Here is a 19,690-nt window from a genome sequence, read left to right as displayed (position 1 = left end):
AATAAAATGAACAAGTATAAAATCTTATTTTTTACATTTTTAGTAATATTACTTTCTTGTACTGAAAATGATGAAGAAACAAATGAAATAGTAGTATCAATATTTGACTTTGAGACAACCATTGATGAAAACTCTAATACAGGATTGTCATTAGGAACAGTCGATGCTTCTACAAATCAAGGGAGTTTGACATACTCAATTGCTGAACAATCAGTAGACAATGCGATTGCTGTAAATCCTTCTACTGGAGAATTAACTATATTGAATGAAAGTCTATTTGACTTTGAAACAAACCCGACCATTACAGGAATAGTAAAGGTTGAAAATGGTGATATTTCAGATACAGCAGATATAATTATTAACTTGAATAATATTATAGAAGATTCTTTAAAATCAGTCACATTAAATAGATATAATAATGATAATGAGTTGGTTTTTTGGATAAAAAAAACGTTTCAAAACGAAAGATTAACTCTAATTGAAACTTCATACAATTCTAGTGACATTTTCATAACTACAGTTGAATATTATGACAATGGTTTAATAAAGAAAAAAGAAGATGAATACTCATATGTTGAGTATTTTTATGATGTAAATAATCGTTTAATTAAAACTATATCAGATGGAGGAGATGGTCCAATTATACGCCAATATATATACAATGGTAATGAAATAGAATTTATTGGTCGAATCTATACAAATGGAAATCCAAGTGTTCATCATTTGGAATTAAATTCTGAAAACTTAATTTATAAAGAGCTAATTCCTGGTATAAATAATCAACTTTTTGAATCTGTAATTAATTATCAAAATGGCAATCCAATAAATGTTAACCTCTACTTTAACGGAGGAACAGTTGATGAATATCAATATGATTCACAATCAGGCTCTGATGCTTACAATTATTATCAATTTATTTATGGTGAACATTGGAAAAATAATTTATTGCTATACAGTGATAATTTTAGTAATGGAAACTATAGAGACAATGTCGTTCATTATATTTCAAATAGCTATATAATACAATACAAGAGAACTTATTCAGATAATAGTTTTTTTGGATATAATATAAACTACGACTTTAATAGTGACTCATTATTATTAAAAGAAACAAGAAATTATTTTGGTGACCAACAATATAATTATAATTCCAAAAAGATTGAATTAATTTATGAATATGAATAAAAACTATTTGTAACAATGGCTATAAGTAATTGCTGGTTCTCGCCTACTTTGGAAATTCCTATGGAATTTCCAACTTGGTTCGTACTTGCTAAGTTAAGTGCTAACCTCGCAACTACTCATAGCCAAATCGTTATACGCAAGCTGAAAAAATCGTGTTAATAATTAAACTTATTATATGACAATAGAAAATAGTGAATCTACAGATGTTCCTAAAATATTTGACTTGTATAGAATCGCTTCCGATTATATGAAATCGAAAAATCAAGTTTATTGGCCTGAATTCCCGAAAAAATTAATAATAAGTGAAATAGAAGAAAACAGACAATGGAAGTTAATGATTAACGAACAAATTGCTTGTATATGGGCGACAGCACTAAGCGACGAATTGATTTGGGGAAATGATAATAAACAACCTTCAGTTTATATTCATCGAATCGCTACAAACCCTTTATTTAGAGGTCAAAACTTAGTCAAAAAATTAATTGATTGGGCTAATGAATTTGGAAAAAATAAAGACCTTAAATATATCCGAATGGATACTGTTGGTTTAAATAAGGGTTTAATTACTCATTATGAAAAACTCGGTTTTGAATTTTTAGGAACAAAAGAAATCGAAAACACGAATGGATTACCAGAACACTATAAAGATGGAGAAGTTTGTTATTTTCAAAAGGAAATAATTTAAATAAAAAGCATACTCTTAAAGAGCGTTTAAACAGAGATAACCAATAGCTAAAAACAGAACGCAGAAAGCCTGCGCACAACAAAAGCTATAATTAATACGGGGTTTTGTGCTTAATCTAAAGTTAAGAGCTTTAAACCAAATCCGCCAAATCTTTTTGATTTGGCTTTAAAATAAAAAAATAAAACAAAATAAAAAGATTTGGCTACAAGTTGTGGCGCAATGGGAATTGTAAATCACCGCCCCACACTAATCATAGCCGAGCCGTTACCAAACATTAATTGAAGGCATCTAAGCGTCTCTATATAATTTGTATATTTGTGCCCAAATATATAAGAAACGCTGATAAGTTTATTAATTTCTGAACTGCATAGAACTAAATTCGTTAACAATGGGTAAACAAGAAAAGAGTAAACTGGAACTTCTTGCTGAAATAAAGACACTCAAAGGAGCAAACGAAATTCTGAAAAATCAAAAGGAACTTGCATTTCAAAATGAAGAGAAAGAAAAACGAGCAGATGAGTTAGCACTCGCCAACACGGAACTTGCTTTTCAAAATGAAGAGAAAGAAAAACGAGCAGATGAGTTAGCACTCGCCAACACGGAACTTGCTTTTCAAAATAAAGAGAAAGAAAAACGAGCAGATGAGTTAGCACTCGCCAACACGGAACTTGCTTTTCAAAATAAAGAGAAAGAAAAACGAGCAGATGAGTTAGCACTCGCCAACACGGAACTTGCTTTTCAAAATAAAGAGAAAGAAAAACGAGCAGATGAGTTAGCACTCGCCAACACGGAACTTGCTTTTCAAAATGAAGAGAAAGAAAAACGAGCAGATGAGTTAGCACTCGCCAACACGGAACTTGCTTTTCAAAATGAAGAGAAAGAAAAACGAGCAGATGAGTTAGCACTCGCCAACACGGAACTTGCTTTTCAAAATAAAGAGAAAGAAAAACGAGCAGATGAGTTAGCACTTGCCAACACGGAACTTGCTTTTCAAAATAAAGAGAAAGAAAAACGAGCAGATGAGTTAGCACTTGCCAACACGGAACTTGCTTTTCAAAATGAAGAGAAAGAAAAACGAGCAGATGAGTTAGCACTTGCCAACACGGAACTTGCTTTTCAAAATAAAGAGAAAGAAAAACGAGCAGATGAGTTAGCACTCGCCAACACTGAACTTGCTTTTCAAAATGAAGAGAAAGAAAAACGAGCAGATGAGTTAGCACTCGCCAACACTGAACTTGCTTTTCAAAACAGGGAGAAAGAAAAACGAGCAGATGAATTAATTCTTGCCAATAAAGAACTTGCCTTTCAAAAAAAGCTTGAAGGTTATCGTTCTGAAATGGAAAGTGTAGCTCTTGAGTTAACGCTACTAATTGATACTGCCAATGCACCTATTTTTGGGATTGACAACAAAGGGCTTGTTAATGAGTGGAATCAAACTTCTGAGAAAATTACCGGTTTTACAAAAGGCGAAGTATTAGGAAATGATCTTGTACAAACCTACATCACCGAAGATTACCGAGAATCAGTAAAAAAAGTATTAGAGAATGCACTAGAAGGAAAAGAAACTGCCAACTATGAATTTCCTTTATTTGCTAAAGATGGAGAGCGTGTAATGGTTTTATTAAATTCAAGTACACGTAGAAATGCAGCTGGAGAAATCACAGGAGTATTAGGGGTAGGTCAAGATATTACAGAGATTGATAAACTTCGAACAGCATCGGAATCCATTGCAAAAGAATTGCGTCAGTTTATAGAAACTGCCAATGCCCCTATTTTTGGTATTGATAGTCATGGCCTTGTAAACGAATGGAACGAGACTTCTGAGAAAATTACAGGATTTAAAAAAGTCGATGTATTAGGAAAAGATTTGGTACAGACTTATATCACCGAAGATTATCGTGATGCGGTAAAACTGGTCTTGGACAATGCTTTAAAAGGTAAGGAAATAGCCAACTACGAATTCCCGCTATTTACCAAGGATAACCAAAGAGTGATGGTACTACTCAACTCCTCCTCCCGTAGAAATGCCGATGGTAAAATAGTTGGTGTATTGGGAGTAGGGCAGGATATTTCCCAAATGGATAAACTAAGAACTGAAACCGAGGCCGTAGCAACAGAATTACGCCAGTTTATTGAAACCGCAAACGCTCCAATTTTCGGAATTGACGCGAAGGGTAAAGTAAACGAGTGGAATCAGACCTCTGAAAAAATTACAGGATTCAAAAAAGAAGAAGTACTGGGAAAAGATCTGGTAGAAACCTATATCACTGATGATTATCGTGAAGCGGTAAAACTAGTCTTGGACAATGCTTTAAAAGGTAAGGAAACAGCCAACTACGAATTCCCGCTCTTTACCAAGAATAACCAAAGAGTTATGGTTTTGCTGAATTCGTCCACTCGTAGAAATGCAGATGGAGAAATTACGGGAGTATTGGGAGTAGGTCAGGATATTTCCAAAATGGATAACTACAAAACCAATCTGGAGGACACTGTGAAAAAAAGGACATTTGAATTGGAAAATTCGCTGGAAAGAGAAAAGGAATTAGGGAAAATTAAAACCAGTTTTGTTGCGATGGCTTCCCACGAATTTAGAACACCCCTTGCTGCCATACAAGCCGCAACCGATGTTATTTTAAGGTATAAAGATAAACTAAGCCAAGAAGAAATTGATAAAAGGTTGTTTAAAATTAAGAGAGAAGTTAGCGACATGACCATCATGCTCGAAGATATTTTGATTATGGGAAAATCTGAGGTGCAGAGACTGGAGTTCAATGCCACTGAGCTGGATTTGGTTGTTTTAGTAAAAAATATTATTTCGGACTACCAACTTACCCAAGAAAAGGAAAGAGAAGTTATATATAAAATTTCAATAGATAAAATAATGCTGAATGCCGATCCAAAATGGATCAAACACATTATTATCAATCTATTATCGAATGCCTTAAAATATTCTGAAGCGCCTGCCAGCATTATAATTGAAATCCGACAAGAAGAAAACGAAGTTATTCTTTCGGTCACAGATCAGGGTATTGGGATTTCTGAAAAAGATCAAAAATCACTTTTTGAACCTTTCCATCGGGGCAAAAATGTTGGAAATATTCAAGGAACAGGACTTGGATTATCTGTTTTACAAACAGCAATTGATTTACATAAGGGCAAAATAAAAGTAGAAAGCAAACTAAATAACGGATCAACATTTATCGTTTCTCTTCCATATGAAGGAACGATTTAATTGCAAAAATATTTTTTAACAATATATCAAAACCAAAAAAATGAAAAGTTCAAAAGTTTTAGTCATCGATGATACTCAAAGTATCAGGGAAGAACTTAAGGATATCTTAGTTTTTGAAGGAATGGAAGTAGTAACCGCTGAAAATGGACAGGAAGGAATTGATCGTGCAAAAGAATACTCTCCTGACTTAATTTTATGCGATATTATGATGCCTATTAAAGATGGTTTTCAGGTGTTTAATGAACTTCAACATGATGTTATTTTGAAAGATACCCCATTTATATTTCTCACAGCCAAAGCTACGACTGAAGATGTAAGACAAGGAATGATAATGGGTGCTGATGATTACATTACGAAACCATTTGACATTGATTTATTGATTAGCTCCATTAAAAGCAGGCTGGCAAAAGCAACAAAAAGAGAGCGCTCAGAAAAAGAGAAAAGAGAAAATTTACAATATAATATTTCACGTGCCTTGCCTCATGAACTAAGAACTCCCTTAAACGGGATTATTGGACTATCATCACTTATGAAAGAGGATCCTGAATTAAGTCGTGAAGAAATATTGGAGTTTTCGGAAGGAATTTATGAGTCTGGCCACAGACTTCTTGATACTATTCAAAAATTTTTATATCACACAGAAGTAGAATTACTATTAAATGATGAATCCAAAAAGGATCTTCTGCAGAGCGAAATAATTGAGTATGGAGTCCTAATGTTATCTAATCAATGTGAACAAGTTGCTAAAAAACACAATCGCCTTTCGGATCTAAAAATAAACCCAAATTTTTTTAATGCTAAAATTTCATTAAACCATTTTGAAATTATTATTTCCAACATTGTGGATAATGCATTTAAGTTTTCAAAAAAAGAAGATCCTGTGCTTATTGAAGTTATTACAGATGAAACTTTTGTTCACATTTCGGTATGTGATATAGGTATTGGAATAGATGGGATGATGAAAAAGAACATTGAAGCATTTACTCAATTCAATCGCGATAAAATGGACCAACAAGGGCTAGGCTTAGGATTAATTACTGCAATTAAACTTATTGAGTTTTACAGTGGGGAAATTAGTTCTTCATCCAATAACGAAAAGGGGACCTGTGTTAAATTATCATTTTTGTTAGCTGACTAAAAGCGTATTGACCTCAATATCAAAATAAGTACAAAACGTGTGGTAACACCTCATAAAATTTATTCTTACATTTAAACTAAATAACAAACCGACAAACATTCAACAAACGATTTGCTAACACCAAAAAATATCCGATTTTTAAGTCGCACAAATCTTATACAAACACGTTTCAAGCAAGTCAAAAAAAACATTTGTACTTAATAACCGAAGAATTAATTAAATATATTAGAATTCATTATGTTGGTCTATTCAATGAAGATGAATATAAAGCATATAGACATATTATTTCATTAATAAAACTTGCTCCCCTAACTGAAAATGATAATAGAATGACAGCCTATAAAAGAATAGAATGAATTTCATCTGATCCAGAAATATTAAAGTTAATAGAAAATGGCGAAGATATTTTTTTTTAATACAGTTGAAAGAATAATGAATGGTTCGCTAAATGAAGTGTTTATAAATAATTGTAATAATTGCGGAAAATTAGCTAGAACTCTGAAAGCAAGACAATGCAGATTTAGTATAAACAAATGGTTTGAATAAAAAGCCAGTTGGAAACAACTCCAAAAAAAAAGTTATTGATATTAATTAAAAAGGAACTTAAGAACAATGGATATAGGAACAGTCATTCTCGCAATATCATTAATTATTATCATGTTTGGCATGGGATTATCTCTGGTTAAAAATGATTTTATTCGATTACTTCAAAATCCAAAAGCAATAATCGTTGGGCTAGTTAATCAGATTATTTTGTTGCCAATTATTGCCTATGTATTACTCTCCATATTTGAGGTAGAAACAGACATTGCAATTGGTGTAATGATTTTGGCAGCATGCCCGGGTGGTCCAACATCTAATCTTATTACTTATTTGGCAAAAGGGGATACTGGCTTATCCATTTCATTAACGACCGCCAATAGCCTGATAACCATTTTCACTATTCCGTTTGTAGTAGACTTTGCGTTAAACCAGTTTTTAGATGCTGATGAAATGGTCCAAATCAACAAATTACAAACAGTGATTCAAATTTTTGCAATTGTAATAATTCCTGTTTCTCTTGGTATGGCATTAAAGAGTGCTAAACCTGCTTTTGCAGATAAAATGAGTAAGCCCGTTAAAATTGCTTCTGCAGCGGTCTTATTTTTAGTCATCATAGGATTAGTCATAAAGAAAAAAGAAGACATGATTCCATATTTACAACAAGCAGGATTAACAACCTTAGCCTTAAATATTATAACCATTGTAGTAGGTTTTATTACAGCGAAAATTGCAAAACTAAATTTAGCTCAATCGCTTACAATTTCGATAGAGTCTGGAATACAAAATGGCACTATGGCAATTGCCATTGCTTCAGGAGTTTTAATGAACGATAACTATGCTATTGCTCCTGCTGTGTATAGTCTTATTATGTTCTTTACTGGTGGGCTTATTATAGCTTTTGGGATAAAGACTATAGGCCCAAAACAACAAATGTGAGTATATAAATACAGTGTACAACAAAGTTTAAAATAAATCTAAAGCACTAATTTTATACAAAACCCTTATAAATAATGATGAAACTTAATTGATACTTTATAAAAAAAGGAATTACTGATATTTCAGAAATAGGATTCTGCCTAACTGCTTGTAAAAAGGATGATGCTATTTCTATTCTTGAAAATAAATTTTCCATCGTTGGATTTTTTGATTTAAAAAAAGAAATTGTCAAACTAAATTCATTGTAGGAATTAGAGAAAGATCATATTTTACCTAACATTGGAAATCCAATTCCGAGAGGGATTTGGTTTCCATCAATCTGACAATAATAATAATTTATAACAACACATAACAAAAATGGCGAAGGTGTACACTAGAATTACATTTCGTACAAATAATTAACTATCTTTATTTCTGACAAAAAAGAAACAGGAGTTTAGCACAAGCTTTCATAATACAAAAGAACGATAGTAACACTTAGTTGAATAAATTATGAAAATATTTTTAATTGCAATAATAGCTGGAATTGTGATGGTAATCTTGTTGTCATTAATAAAGAAAGATAGTAAACTTGCAAAGCTTGGTATCAATATAAAACGAACCTATTGCCCCACTTGTAATGAAAAACAACCCATAGTAAGAAAACCTTTAAACCAAAGGCAAATTATGTTCGGTGGCTATACTTGCAAAAATTGTGGGTCTGAAATGGATAAATACGGAACTAAGATAGAGTCAAAATAGCTTTAAGTAAATGAAAACTTAAATTTTTGCTATATAATGCTTTTATAGGCAACTTGAAATGAAATAATTATTAAAAAAAACTAAAAAATGAGTACAATTAGATTAGGAGACGAAGCACCAAACTTTACGGCACAATCATCAGAAGGTGAAATCAATTTTCATAATTGGCTTGGAGATAGTTGGGGGATTTTATTTTCTCATCCAGCAGATTACACACCTGTATGCACAACCGAATTAGGTACCGCAGCAAAATACAAAGCCGAGTTTGACAAAAGAAGTGTTAAAGTAGTTGCGTTAAGTGTTGATGGAGTTGATTCACATCATGGATGGATAAAGGATATAAATGAAACACAAAACACAACAGTCAACTTTCCAATAATTGCTGATGAGGATAGAAAAATAGCCACATTATATGACATGATACATCCAAATGCAGACAGTAAACTTACAATTAGATCCGTATTTGTGATTGGGTCGGACAAAGAAGTGAAATTAACGATTACGTACCCTGCATCAACAGGTAGAAATTTTGATGAATTATTAAGAGTAATTGATTCTTTACAATTAACGGCATACCATAAAGTGGCTACACCAGCTAACTGGAATAATGGAGATGATTGTGTCATTGTACCCTCCGTTGCAAACGAAGATATCCCTACCTTATTTCCTAAGGGTCATACCGAAGTGAAGCCTTATTTAAGATTAACACCTCAACCAAATCTGAATTAATTACAGCAGATAACAGACTAACAAAATTTATGATAAATGAGGTAGAATATGATTAAACATCTTAAAAAAAAAATCTCCACCCTTAGACGAAAGAAGAAGTTTAAACAGTTCTATGGTAACTATATTAATGAGGGTGATTTGTGCTTCGATATTGGAGCCAACATTGGCAATAGAACCGAAATATTTTTAAACTTAAAAGCCCGAGTAGTCAGTGTTGAGCCAGTAAAAAAGACCTACCTTATTCTGAAAGAAAAATTTGGAAATGAAAAGAATTCCACCCTCCTCCAACTAGGCATAGGAAGTGAAGCTGGGCAAAAAGATATTTATATTTCAACGATTAGTGAAGTCTGCACCTTTAGTGAACTATTCATTGAAAAATACAAAGGCCAAAAAGAGTTCAATATTCAATGGAACTCTTTAGAACCAACAAAAATTAGTACGCTAGATCAATTAATCGAGGACTATGGAATCCCTGTTTTTTGTAAAATTGATGTTGAAGGATATGAATTAGAAGTTTTAAAAGGGCTATCTCAGCCGTTACCCTTACTTAGTTTTGAATATAATGCCAAGCTCAAGGATTTAGCACTCGAATGCATGAATACATTATCTAAATTTGATTCATTATCTTATAACTTTTCGCCTTATGAGTCCATGAAATTTTCTTTTAAGACATGGAAAAATGAAACTGATTTTAATGAATTTATTAAAGCATTGCCAGATGAAATTAAAACAGGCGATATCTACGTAAAATATCCTTAATAGAGATGGAACAAAATAGTACTGATTTAAATTTGGAACTCTTTTAATATCTTAGTTTTTTATTCTGAAAAATGAAAATTGAGCAACACATAACCTATATTAAAATAACGAATAAAATAAGCGCATGAACACCTTTAAATTTAATATTGCACTCGCACTCTTAATCACAATATGCATACTAGGTTGTAAAAGCTATAAGGAAACAACAGCGATTACCTATGGTTCTACAGGTCTCATTATGGGACTGGATAAAGCACAATGTGCCTGCTGTGGTAATTGGATTATAGAAATTGAGGGAGAACAAAATCAGTATCAATTTATTGAATTACCCGATAATTCTACTATCGATTTAAACAAGGCTGTCTTCCCACTCTCGGTACGTCTTAATTGGACGGAGTCTACTAGTGGATGTAAATTCGCAATTATTTCAGAAATAAAAGTGAATCTATTGAAATAAATAAACGGCTATTTGCTAAAAGTACCTCTAGAAAAATTAATCCCTTTCGATTTAAAAATTTACAAAGGCAAGAATATTCAATTGATCTCTATTATTATTCTCAAAAAATTGATTCATATAGCCCGCTTCTAACCTTATATTTTTAGTAAGATGATATCCAATACCTCCATAGAGTCTATTCCGATCAAATACAGATGATTCTGTATTTAAAAATATCTCATTGTAAGCTGAAACATAGTACTTATTTTCTTCCTTTTTAGTTAAGGGAATATTTACTCCTAAAAAGTAACGAAGGCGCATTTTAAAGTCACTTTCAACAAAACGTTGTTCAAACCTATATCGATGGCTTAATTTCACCTGACCAATTTTTTGTTTTGAAGTAAATTGTTGAAAAATCCTATGTTCATTTACAGAAAATTTTTCATCCGTATCACCAATATAGTTTTCAGATAAAATATAACCATAGCCGAGTAATACATTATTTTTATTTTCATTAAACGTATAGCCTAGACCAGTACGTATTAATAACTGCTCAAGGTCACCAATAGCGTTATAATTTCGATATTGAACTTCATGGTGTAGGTTCCATTTTTGGTCCAATTTCTTATTTCCTATATAAATTAACCAATTTCCAAAACTACTATCTTGGCTTTGAACCAAAGATGGCAGCATTAATCCTATGATTAATGCCGCCGTTCCTAGCCTTTTTTTAAATTCATTCTTTTTCATAAAATGTTATTCTTAGTTATTCAAAAAACTTACAGCTCCTGTTTGTATATCATACATTCCGCCAACAATCATAATTTCTCCGTTTTCTTGCATCTCTGCTAGAACATCACTATCAACTATAATTTTATCAATCGTAAGTTGTACATTTTTTTCAGCAACATTATTTACGAACTCTATATTTGAAGAGTTTCTTGAACTTGCATCTTCTGGTAATTTTACTGCATTTACAGCCGGTTTGATCTTATCTAACATTCCTGTAAGTTTTCCCAATTTGGCATCATCACAAGCCCCTTTTACGGCTCCACATGCGGTATGTCCTAAAATGACCACAAGTCTAGTTCCTGCCAATTTACATGCAAATTCCATGCTTCCTAAAATATCATCATTTACAAAGTTTCCAGCAATACGAGCGCTAAAAATATCACCAATACCTTGATCGAAAATTAATTCAGATGATACTCTTGAATCGATACAACTTAAAATGGTTGCAAAGGGATACTGACCATTACTGGTGTCCTTTACTTGTTCAAATAAATTCCTTTCTGCTTTTAAATTGTTTTGAAATCGTACGTTTCCTTCTTTTAAACTTTGCAATGACTTCTCTGGTGTCATCGTTGCTTGTGTTTCTTTTGTTTGTGCTTTCATAATTTTTGTTTTAAATATTATTTATTTCTTATGCTACTTTAGGTCTTAGTTTAAAGAACTCTATATAGCTTGATGGGTTTTCAACAATGGCTCTTTCTGAAATCAATGTTATATGTATATTTTTTTCATTTGCCTTAAAAGCAAAGTCTTCTAATATTTCAATAATATCATTATCTAGATACCTTGTTTTTCTTACATCTAATTCTAAATGTGAATCTTTCGCCAATTTATCTAGCTCCTTTAAAATAGCTCCCTTATTAAAAAAGGTTACTTCTTCTGCTAAAGTCATCTTAATTTTAGAGGCACCATTACTATTGTCTTCGATATGTAAGAAGTGTGAATTTTGATAACTTTTAATAAGTATAACAACAACTCCTACCGCTAATCCTAACCCTATACCGTATAATAAATCGATAAATACAATTCCTAAAACGGTTACCGTAAATGGTACAAATTGTTTCCACCCTAAATTATACATCTGTTTGAATAATGCAGGCTTTGCCAATTTATATCCAACAATTAATAACACGGCTGCTAACACAGATAAAGGAATTTTATTTAATAATGCAGGAATCAAAATCACAGATATTAATAACAAGAATCCGTGAATAATTGCTGACATTTTAGTTCTTCCTCCAGATTGAATATTAGCCGAACTTCTTACAATTACTTGTGTTATTGGTAATCCTCCAATTAATCCTGAAAGAATATTTCCAGTTCCTTGTGCAAGTAATTCTCTATTGGTTGGTGTTACATTTTTGTTAGGATCTAACTTATCTGTAGCTTCAACACATAATAAGGTTTCTAAACTCGCTACTAAAGCAATAGTGAATGCTACAATCCAAATTTCTGGATTTGTAATTACTGCGAAATTTGGAAAACTAAATTGCCCTAAAAATGAATCAAAATTATCGGGAATTGGAACACTAACTAAATGCGATTGTGTAATTGCAAAGGTATCATTGGATTTGGTAATCAAATAAAATATAATACCTACCGCTACCGCTACTAAAGGACCTTGGAGGATTTGAAATATTTTACCTTTTTTAGATAATACTTTATCCCAAAGTAATAGTATAGCTAATCCAATAATTCCTATTACAGTGGACCCAAATTGGATGTGATCAAAAATATTTAATAATTGAGTTATGGTACTTTCTCCATCAACTTTAAATAAAGTAAACGCTTGATCATATCCAAAGAAATGAGGAATCTGCTTTAAAATTATAATAATTCCAATTCCTGTTAACATTCCTTTAATTACAGACGAAGGAAAGTAGTATCCAATAATTCCTGCTTTTAAAATTCCAAAAATTAATTGAATTACACCCCCTAAAACTACAGCAACTAAAAAGTTTTCATAACTTCCTAAGGTGCTTATTGCTGTTAATACTATTGCTGCTAAACCAGCAGCTGGACCACTTACTCCAATTTTAGATCCACTTAATGAACCTACAACAATACCTCCTACAATTCCTGCAATTAAACCAGAAAAAAGAGGAGCACCACTAGCTAATGCAATACCTAAACATAAGGGTAATGCAACAAAAAACACGACTATACTCGCTGGCAAGTCTTTTTTAATACTTTTAAACATATATTATATAATTTTTAACTTTTAGCTATTGTGACTAAAAGGTATTTGAAATTAATGAAAGGTTTTTTAATAAGGTGAAAACTAGATTATACTATGTACAAATCTGGAGGAGGTGAGATAACGTTTAAGTGAGGTTTAGGATACATTTTATAAAAATATCCTATATTATTTTCTGCAAGCGCAAAAACTAAATCTGATTCAATAGTTTTTTCTTTAGATAGAAAGGATTCAATATCTAAATGCTTTTCATTTCCTTTTTCTTCTTCGATAGAAGAATAAAGTATAGAAATATCAAAAGTGTTATCAACGATTACAAGAACAGTTGGCGCAACTATAACCAGTAAAAAAATTACTGAAAAAAATATAGAAACGCTTTTTTTTGACATGTAGGTTTGTTATTTAAAAGTGCAAATATAATAATACTTTTTAAAATGATAGTAAAACTATCATTTTAAAAAGTTAAACTTTCATATATTTGAAAAAAGTATCATTATTTTTTGTTAATCAGTATAATATTCAAAATACCAAAGAATATGAGTATAGAAATAAAAATATCTTTGAATGAGGGCTTGTACCTTAAAGAACCTCAAGACTCAAAACTTGGAAGAAATATAATTAGGCATAGTATTTTGATGATTGATGAGTATGGTTTTGAGTCTTTTACATTCAAAAAATTAGCACAAGAAATCAATTCAACCGAAGCATCTATTTACCGATATTTTGAAAATAAACATTTATTATTACTCTTCTTAGTGAATTGGTATTGGCAATGGGTAAATTATCTTATAGAAATTAATATTAGGAATATAGATGACCCAAAAAGAAAACTACAAATAATAATACATTCATTTGTTTCTGCATCCAAAGAAAACCCAAGTATGGATTATGTAAATGAAAGTAAGTTACATAGTATTGTCATTTCTGAAGGAATGAAAGCATACCATACAAAAGAAGTAGATAAAGAAAATTCTAAAGGGTTTTTTAAAAGTTATAAAGAATTAGCAAAATCCGTTTCTAATGTTATCAGTGAAATAAATCCAAATTTTAAATATCCTTTTACACTAGCTACCAACTTGTTTGAAATGTCAAACAATCAAATTTATTTTGCGAACCACCTTCCAAAACTAACTGATATCTCCATTAAAAATGATGAAGCGAATGAGGTGGAGGAAATGTTAAACTATTTTGCAGAAAGATTACTGGCTTGATATTTATGAAAAGAAAAAAACAATCCTAATACCTAATACTGTTATTTGCCTTGTGTAACATACGTTTCTGTTAAATAAATCTTTATCTATTAATTTTGTTCATTAACATTTATAAATTAAAACAATGGAAGAAGAGCAAGTAAATGAATTGGATGCCAAGGAAATGAAATAGTAGTAAAACATATTAAATTTTGAGTAATTACCTCTTATTTAACACTCCTCCTCAAATAAAATCTCAAATCAATTAAGTACCTTTGCTAACTATGTCAAAAAGTGAAGGATATATTGAAGTTTTAGGGGCTCGAGTTCATAATTTAAAGAACATCGATGTTAAGATCCCTAGAGACCAATTAGTAGTAATTACAGGGCTTTCTGGGAGTGGTAAATCTTCCTTAGCCTTCGATACTATTTATGCCGAAGGACAAAGACGTTACATCGAAACTTTCTCTGCGTATGCACGTCAGTTTTTAGGGAATTTAGAACGCCCCGATGTAGATAAAATCGAAGGACTTTCACCAGTGATTGCCATCGAGCAAAAAACAACCAGTCGTAGCCCTCGTTCTACGGTAGGTACTATCACAGAAATTTATGATTTTTTACGTTTGTTATTTGCTAGAGCCAGTGATGCTTATAGTTATAATACAGGCGAAAAAATGGTAAGTTATACCGATGAACAAATCCAAGAACTGATTTTAAATGATTTCAAGGATAAAAAAGTAAATATCCTTGCTCCTGTTGTTCGTTCTCGAAAAGGACATTACCGCGAATTATTTGAACAAATTGCAAAACAAGGGTTTTTAAAAGTTCGTGTCGATGGTGAAATATTAGACATCGTAAAAGGAATGAAAGTCGATCGTTATAAAAACCACGACATTGAAATTGTAATCGATCGCCTAAAAATTTCCGAAGAAACCATTTTAAATAAACGCTTAAGCGAATCTATTGTAACTGCAATGTATCATGGAGATGACATTATAATGTTGTTAGATCATGAAACCAATACAACAAGGTATTTTAGTCGTTCTTTAATGTGTCCAACTAGTGGTATTTCCTATCCAAATCCTGAACCTAATAATTTTTCGTTTAACTCACCGAAAGGAATGTGTCCAAAATGTAAAGGCTTAGGAACCTTGCATGAAGTGAATTTAGATAAAGTAATCCCAAACAGAAAACTTTCTATTAACCAAGGAGCTTTAGCTCCTCAAGGTGAGAAAAAACAGAATTGGATCTTTAAGCAATTAGAATTGATTGCTCAGAAATATAATTTTAAATTAAGTGATCCTTTTCATAAAATTCCGAAGGAAGCAGTCGATGTTATTTTATTTGGCGCAAATGAAAAATTTGATGTAGAATCCAAAACATTAGGCATCACTCGTAATTATAAAATCGATTTTGAAGGAATTGTAACTTTTCTTCAAAGCACCTTTGAAGCAAATGAATCTAGAAGCCTAAAACGTTGGGCGAAAGATTTTATGGATAATATTCCATGTTCTGAATGTAATGGAACTCGTTTACGTAGAGAATCACTCAATTTTAAAATTAACAATAAAAATATTTCAGAATTAGCCAAAATGGACGTCATTGAATTGGCTAAATGGTTCAATACTGTTGAGAAAAGACTAGGTGAAACACAATTAAAAATTGCTTCTGAAATAATTAAAGAAGTAAAAACCAGGTTGCAATTCCTTTTAGATGTGGGTCTAACTTACTTAGCATTAGATCGAAGTTCGAAAACACTTTCGGGAGGCGAAGCACAACGAATTCGATTGGCGACACAAATAGGATCACAACTTGTAGGTGTGCTTTATATTTTAGATGAACCTAGTATTGGACTTCATCAACGTGACAATGAGAAATTAATTCATTCTCTTATTCAATTAAGAGACATTGGAAACTCAGTGATCGTTGTAGAGCACGATAAAGAAATGATTCAGCAAGCCGATTATGTAATCGATATTGGTCCAGCAGCTGGAAAACATGGTGGCGAAATTGAATCGCAAGGAACTCCAGAATTTATCTTACAGCAAAATACTTTAACTGCAGACTATTTAAACGGGAAAAAAGAAATTGCGATTCCTAAAAACCGTAGAAAAGGAAATGGCAAAATATTAAGCTTAATTGGAGCCACTGGAAACAATTTAAAAAATGTTTCTATCGACATTCCTTTAGCTAAAATGATTGGTGTTACGGGTGTTTCAGGTAGTGGAAAATCTACATTAATTAATGAAACCCTCTACCCTATTTTAAATGCTCATTTCTTTAATGGGGTAAAAAAACCGATGCCTTATAAGAAAATTAAAGGACTGGAACATATTGATAAAGTAATTGATATAAATCAATCTCCTATTGGAAGAACACCACGTTCAAATCCCGCTACTTATACCGGATTATTTTCAGAAATAAGAAGTCTTTTTTCAAAAATGCCTGAAGCAATGATCCGCGGGTATAAGCCAGGAAGATTTAGTTTTAACGTTACAGGAGGAAGATGTGAAACCTGCAAAGGTGGTGGGTTACGAGTAATAGAAATGAACTTCTTACCTGATGTGTATGTTGAATGTGAAACCTGTCTAGGAAAACGTTTTAATAGAGAAACATTAGAAATAAAATACAAAGGGAAATCTATCTATGATATCTTAGAAATGACCATTGAAGAGGCTTGTCCTTTCTTTGAGCATATCCCGAAAATTTATAGAAAATTAAAAACGATTGAAGATGTTGGTTTAGGATATATTACACTAGGTCAGCAATCAACTACTCTTTCAGGTGGAGAAGCACAACGTATTAAATTAGCTACAGAACTATCAAAAAGAGATACGGGAAATACCTTTTATATTTTAGATGAACCTACTACTGGATTACATTTTGAAGACATTAGAGTGCTCATGTTAGTGCTTAATAAATTGGTTGACAAAGGAAATACCGTTTTAATTATAGAGCATAATCTGGATGTAATAAAAACAGTAGATTACATCATTGATATTGGTCCGGAAGGTGGCAAAAAAGGAGGTAAAGTTTTATCGATTGGGAGCCCTGAAGAAATCGTAAAGCAAAACATAAGTCACACAGCACATTTTCTTAAAAAAGAATTACATTAGCCTACAAATGGTTGTTGAACAATAAAATGAATATGAGAAACGAAGCAAAACCAAAGAACTGGAATGAAGTAAAAACAAATGACTCTTGGGCGATTTTTAAAATCATGGGAGAATTTGTTAGTGGATATGAAAAGTTAAGTAAAATTGGACCTTGTGTTTCTATTTTTGGATCTGCAAGAACACTTCCTAATGACCCCTATTATCTTTTAGCAGAAAATATTGCAAAGAAAATTACTGAAAATGGCTATGGTGTCATTACAGGTGGTGGTCCAGGAATCATGGAAGCAGGTAATAAAGGAGCACATTTAGCAGGTGGAACATCGGTTGGATTAAACATAGCTTTACCTTTTGAGCAACATGACAATCCATATATTGATGGTGATAAAAGCATAGATTTTGATTATTTCTTTGTTCGAAAAGTGATGTTCGTAAAATATTCGCAAGGATTTGTAGTAATGCCTGGTGGTTTTGGTACACTTGATGAACTATTTGAAGCAATTACTTTAATACAAACGCATAAAATTGGAAAGTTTCCAATCATTTTAGTGGGCACCAAATTCTGGAAAGGATTAATGGATTGGATCAAAGAAACTTTGGTACAAGAAAATAAAAATGTTAGCCCAGAAGATCTTGATTTAATACATCTAGTAGATAATGAAGATGAAGTATTAGAAATCTTAAATAATTTTTATAATGATTCGGAATTAAGTCCAAACTTTTAATTACTACATAAAAACTCCCCAGTTATGATAAGAAGAATACTCTTCTTTTGCATTATTTTATCAAGTATTACCGTTTCAAGTCAGGAAATAGTAAAAACGATGTTTTATAATTTATTAGAATTCCCAAGTGCTTCCCCTGAAGGTCGTTCAGAAATTTTAAAAAATATTTTAAATACTTACGAACCAGATATTTTTATGGTATGTGAATTGGAAAATGAAAATGGAGCAGATCAAATTTTAAACACTTCATTAAATGATGATGGTATCATTTACTCTAGAGCTCCCTTTGTACTTAATCAATCCGGGAATAACACAAATTTAAATCAACTCCTCTATTTTAGAAACGATAAGTTTATTTTAGAATCTACAGATATCATCGTTAATACCGTAAGAGATATAAATAGATACCAATTAAAGTTAAACACCACAGATCAAGAGGATGACCCCGTTTTTATAGATCTTTTTGTAACCCACCTAAAATCGAGTCAAGGGACAGCTAACCAAAATACTAGATTAGAAATGGTAACCAAATTTACTAATTATCTTGAGACAATAGATCCAGATTCATTTGTCATTTTTGCAGGCGACTTTAATGTGTACACCCAATCAGAACCTGCCTATCAAGAGCTTTTAGATAATACAAATGCAATCGTTTTAAAAGATCCTATTAACACACCTGGATCATGGCATAACAACGATACGTATCAAGATATTCATACACAAAGTACCCGAATAAGCTCTGGTCCATTTGGATCTGGTGCTGGCGGTGGTTTAGACGATCGATTTGATTTTATACTTGTTTCTGAAAACATGGAAACCAATCCAAATGTTAGGTATATTTCAGATACGTATAAATCGTATGGAAATAATGGTAATTGCTATAATAATGACATTAATAATGAAGATTGTATCGGTGATTTTAATCAAGATTTACGAAATGACCTATATAATATGAGCGATCATTTACCAGTAGTAATGGAGCTTGAAACAGATAAGGAATTTATGATTCTTGGCAATGAAGATTACTTATTAAATGAAAATTTACTTCAGGTTGAGTTAACAGTTGTTAAGGATAAATTACAGATTAAAGTACATCCATCCGTCCAAGAGTTTTTTACTTTAGAAATTTATAATACATTAGGGCAAAAATTGATAGAAAATATCAAGACAAATTCAGAAACCATTAGCATAGATGTTTCACAATTAGCTCAAGGTATTTATTATATTAAGTCAAGTTTGAAAAACAGTAACCTCATAAAATTTATTAAAACTTCTTGAAACTGCAACGA

At 31.8% G+C, this 19,690-nt stretch carries 19 protein-coding genes; 14 read left to right on the top strand and 5 right to left on the bottom strand.

Annotation, left to right across the window (positions count from 1 at the left end; translation table 11 throughout):
- Positions 1–6 precede the first annotated feature (6 nt).
- From ABXT64_RS10305 to ABXT64_RS10280, 6 genes are all read left to right on the top strand, one after another.
- Complete coding sequence (locus tag ABXT64_RS10305) at positions 7–1,185, top strand: cadherin repeat domain-containing protein (RefSeq protein ID WP_443632846.1); 1,179 nt, start codon at positions 7–9, stop codon at positions 1,183–1,185.
- A gap of 175 nt (positions 1,186–1,360) precedes the next feature.
- On the top strand, positions 1,361–1,870 hold the full coding sequence (locus ABXT64_RS10300; protein WP_443632845.1) for a GNAT family N-acetyltransferase: 510 nt from the start codon (positions 1,361–1,363) through the stop codon (positions 1,868–1,870).
- A 388-nt stretch (positions 1,871–2,258) separates the two neighbouring features.
- Complete coding sequence (locus tag ABXT64_RS10295) at positions 2,259–5,102, top strand: PAS domain-containing protein (RefSeq protein ID WP_443632844.1); 2,844 nt, start codon at positions 2,259–2,261, stop codon at positions 5,100–5,102.
- A 40-nt stretch (positions 5,103–5,142) separates the two neighbouring features.
- Entirely contained in the window at positions 5,143–6,240 is a 1,098-nt protein-coding gene (locus tag ABXT64_RS10290; RefSeq protein WP_443632843.1) for a hybrid sensor histidine kinase/response regulator, read from the top strand.
- Between the two features lie 191 nt (positions 6,241–6,431).
- Positions 6,432–6,596 carry a hypothetical protein gene (locus tag ABXT64_RS10285; RefSeq protein ID WP_443632842.1) on the top strand — a complete coding sequence of 55 codons (165 nt, stop codon included), beginning with the start codon at positions 6,432–6,434 and terminating at the stop codon, positions 6,594–6,596.
- Positions 6,597–6,852: 256 nt separating this feature from the next.
- Entirely contained in the window at positions 6,853–7,719 is an 867-nt protein-coding gene (locus ABXT64_RS10280) for a bile acid:sodium symporter family protein (protein WP_443632841.1), read from the top strand.
- Between the two features lie 52 nt (positions 7,720–7,771).
- On the opposite strand, the gene ABXT64_RS10275 is transcribed toward ABXT64_RS10280, so the two are convergent.
- A complete protein-coding gene (locus tag ABXT64_RS10275) occupies positions 7,772–7,915 on the bottom strand; it encodes a hypothetical protein (protein ID WP_443632840.1) in 144 nt (47 codons plus the stop codon).
- A gap of 296 nt (positions 7,916–8,211) precedes the next feature.
- Here ABXT64_RS10275 and ABXT64_RS10270 point away from each other — a divergent pair, with 296 nt between their 5' ends.
- The 4 genes from ABXT64_RS10270 to ABXT64_RS10255 all read left to right on the top strand — a co-directional run bounded on the left by ABXT64_RS10270 (position 8,212) and on the right by ABXT64_RS10255 (position 10,405).
- Positions 8,212–8,460 carry a hypothetical protein gene (locus ABXT64_RS10270; protein ID WP_443632839.1) on the top strand — a complete coding sequence of 83 codons (249 nt, stop codon included), beginning with the start codon at positions 8,212–8,214 and terminating at the stop codon, positions 8,458–8,460.
- 87 nt (positions 8,461–8,547) lie between these two features.
- The gene (locus tag ABXT64_RS10265; RefSeq protein ID WP_443632838.1) at positions 8,548–9,189 is read left to right on the top strand and encodes a peroxiredoxin; all 642 of its coding nucleotides are present in this window, start codon (positions 8,548–8,550) and stop codon (positions 9,187–9,189) included.
- A gap of 48 nt (positions 9,190–9,237) precedes the next feature.
- Positions 9,238–9,948 (top strand): FkbM family methyltransferase, encoded by a 711-nt coding sequence (locus ABXT64_RS10260; protein ID WP_443632837.1) that lies wholly within the window; start codon positions 9,238–9,240, stop codon positions 9,946–9,948.
- Positions 9,949–10,072: 124 nt separating this feature from the next.
- Positions 10,073–10,405 (top strand): hypothetical protein, encoded by a 333-nt coding sequence (locus ABXT64_RS10255; RefSeq protein WP_443632836.1) that lies wholly within the window; start codon positions 10,073–10,075, stop codon positions 10,403–10,405.
- Between the two features lie 51 nt (positions 10,406–10,456).
- Here the strand turns inward: ABXT64_RS10255 and ABXT64_RS10250 are convergent, their stop codons facing one another.
- From ABXT64_RS10250 to ABXT64_RS10235, 4 genes are all read right to left on the bottom strand, one after another.
- Complete coding sequence (locus ABXT64_RS10250; RefSeq protein ID WP_443632835.1) at positions 10,457–11,134, bottom strand: DUF2490 domain-containing protein; 678 nt, start codon at positions 11,132–11,134, stop codon at positions 10,457–10,459.
- A 12-nt stretch (positions 11,135–11,146) separates the two neighbouring features.
- Positions 11,147–11,779, bottom strand: coding sequence for a carbonic anhydrase family protein (locus ABXT64_RS10245; protein WP_443632834.1), 633 nt, complete (start codon positions 11,777–11,779; stop codon positions 11,147–11,149).
- 28 nt (positions 11,780–11,807) lie between these two features.
- The gene (locus tag ABXT64_RS10240; RefSeq protein ID WP_443632833.1) at positions 11,808–13,376 is read right to left on the bottom strand and encodes a SulP family inorganic anion transporter; all 1,569 of its coding nucleotides are present in this window, start codon (positions 13,374–13,376) and stop codon (positions 11,808–11,810) included.
- Positions 13,377–13,462: 86 nt separating this feature from the next.
- Positions 13,463–13,762 carry a hypothetical protein gene (locus ABXT64_RS10235; protein WP_443632832.1) on the bottom strand — a complete coding sequence of 100 codons (300 nt, stop codon included), beginning with the start codon at positions 13,760–13,762 and terminating at the stop codon, positions 13,463–13,465.
- Between the two features lie 147 nt (positions 13,763–13,909).
- Here ABXT64_RS10235 and ABXT64_RS10230 point away from each other — a divergent pair, with 147 nt between their 5' ends.
- The 4 genes from ABXT64_RS10230 (at position 13,910) to ABXT64_RS10215 (ending at position 19,679) form a co-directional block, all read left to right on the top strand.
- Positions 13,910–14,584: a TetR/AcrR family transcriptional regulator gene (locus tag ABXT64_RS10230; RefSeq protein WP_443632831.1), complete on the top strand. Its 675-nt coding sequence runs from the start codon at positions 13,910–13,912 to the stop codon at positions 14,582–14,584.
- 263 nt (positions 14,585–14,847) lie between these two features.
- Positions 14,848–17,679 carry an excinuclease ABC subunit UvrA gene (gene uvrA / locus ABXT64_RS10225; RefSeq protein ID WP_443632830.1) on the top strand — a complete coding sequence of 944 codons (2,832 nt, stop codon included), beginning with the start codon at positions 14,848–14,850 and terminating at the stop codon, positions 17,677–17,679.
- Between the two features lie 32 nt (positions 17,680–17,711).
- Positions 17,712–18,401: a TIGR00730 family Rossman fold protein gene (locus ABXT64_RS10220; RefSeq protein WP_443632829.1), complete on the top strand. Its 690-nt coding sequence runs from the start codon at positions 17,712–17,714 to the stop codon at positions 18,399–18,401.
- A 24-nt stretch (positions 18,402–18,425) separates the two neighbouring features.
- Positions 18,426–19,679, top strand: coding sequence for a T9SS type A sorting domain-containing protein (locus tag ABXT64_RS10215; RefSeq protein ID WP_443632828.1), 1,254 nt, complete (start codon positions 18,426–18,428; stop codon positions 19,677–19,679).
- Positions 19,680–19,690 lie beyond the last annotated feature (11 nt).

The sequence above is a fragment of the Candidatus Marifrigoribacter sp. Uisw_064 genome (assembly GCF_047730175.1).
Lineage (GTDB): Bacteria > Bacteroidota > Bacteroidia > Flavobacteriales > Flavobacteriaceae > Marifrigoribacter.
Note: the sequence above shows the minus strand (reverse complement) of the source record. Positions and strands in the feature narration are given on the sequence as shown.

Bases quoted from the DNA above. Each gene is read 5' to 3' on its own strand.
- ABXT64_RS10295 (WP_443632844.1), top strand. From the start codon at position 2,259: ATGGGTAAACAAGAAAAGAGTAAACTGGAACTTCTTGCTGAAATAAAG.
- ABXT64_RS10260 (WP_443632837.1), top strand. From the start codon at position 9,238: ATGATTAAACATCTTAAAAAAAAAATCTCCACCCTTAGACGAAAGAAG.
- uvrA (WP_443632830.1), top strand. From the start codon at position 14,848: ATGTCAAAAAGTGAAGGATATATTGAAGTTTTAGGGGCTCGAGTTCAT.
- ABXT64_RS10250 (WP_443632835.1), bottom strand. From the start codon at position 11,134: ATGAAAAAGAATGAATTTAAAAAAAGGCTAGGAACGGCGGCATTAATC.
- ABXT64_RS10235 (WP_443632832.1), bottom strand. From the start codon at position 13,762: ATGTCAAAAAAAAGCGTTTCTATATTTTTTTCAGTAATTTTTTTACTG.
- ABXT64_RS10255 (WP_443632836.1), top strand. From the start codon at position 10,073: ATGAACACCTTTAAATTTAATATTGCACTCGCACTCTTAATCACAATA.
- ABXT64_RS10290 (WP_443632843.1), top strand. From the start codon at position 5,143: ATGAAAAGTTCAAAAGTTTTAGTCATCGATGATACTCAAAGTATCAGG.
- ABXT64_RS10215 (WP_443632828.1), top strand. From the start codon at position 18,426: ATGATAAGAAGAATACTCTTCTTTTGCATTATTTTATCAAGTATTACC.
- ABXT64_RS10265 (WP_443632838.1), top strand. From the start codon at position 8,548: ATGAGTACAATTAGATTAGGAGACGAAGCACCAAACTTTACGGCACAA.
- ABXT64_RS10230 (WP_443632831.1), top strand. From the start codon at position 13,910: ATGAGTATAGAAATAAAAATATCTTTGAATGAGGGCTTGTACCTTAAA.
- ABXT64_RS10240 (WP_443632833.1), bottom strand. From the start codon at position 13,376: ATGTTTAAAAGTATTAAAAAAGACTTGCCAGCGAGTATAGTCGTGTTT.
- ABXT64_RS10270 (WP_443632839.1), top strand. From the start codon at position 8,212: ATGAAAATATTTTTAATTGCAATAATAGCTGGAATTGTGATGGTAATC.
- ABXT64_RS10220 (WP_443632829.1), top strand. From the start codon at position 17,712: ATGAGAAACGAAGCAAAACCAAAGAACTGGAATGAAGTAAAAACAAAT.
- ABXT64_RS10275 (WP_443632840.1), bottom strand. From the start codon at position 7,915: ATGGAAAATTTATTTTCAAGAATAGAAATAGCATCATCCTTTTTACAA.
- ABXT64_RS10300 (WP_443632845.1), top strand. From the start codon at position 1,361: ATGACAATAGAAAATAGTGAATCTACAGATGTTCCTAAAATATTTGAC.
- ABXT64_RS10280 (WP_443632841.1), top strand. From the start codon at position 6,853: ATGGATATAGGAACAGTCATTCTCGCAATATCATTAATTATTATCATG.
- ABXT64_RS10245 (WP_443632834.1), bottom strand. From the start codon at position 11,779: ATGAAAGCACAAACAAAAGAAACACAAGCAACGATGACACCAGAGAAG.
- ABXT64_RS10305 (WP_443632846.1), top strand. From the start codon at position 7: ATGAACAAGTATAAAATCTTATTTTTTACATTTTTAGTAATATTACTT.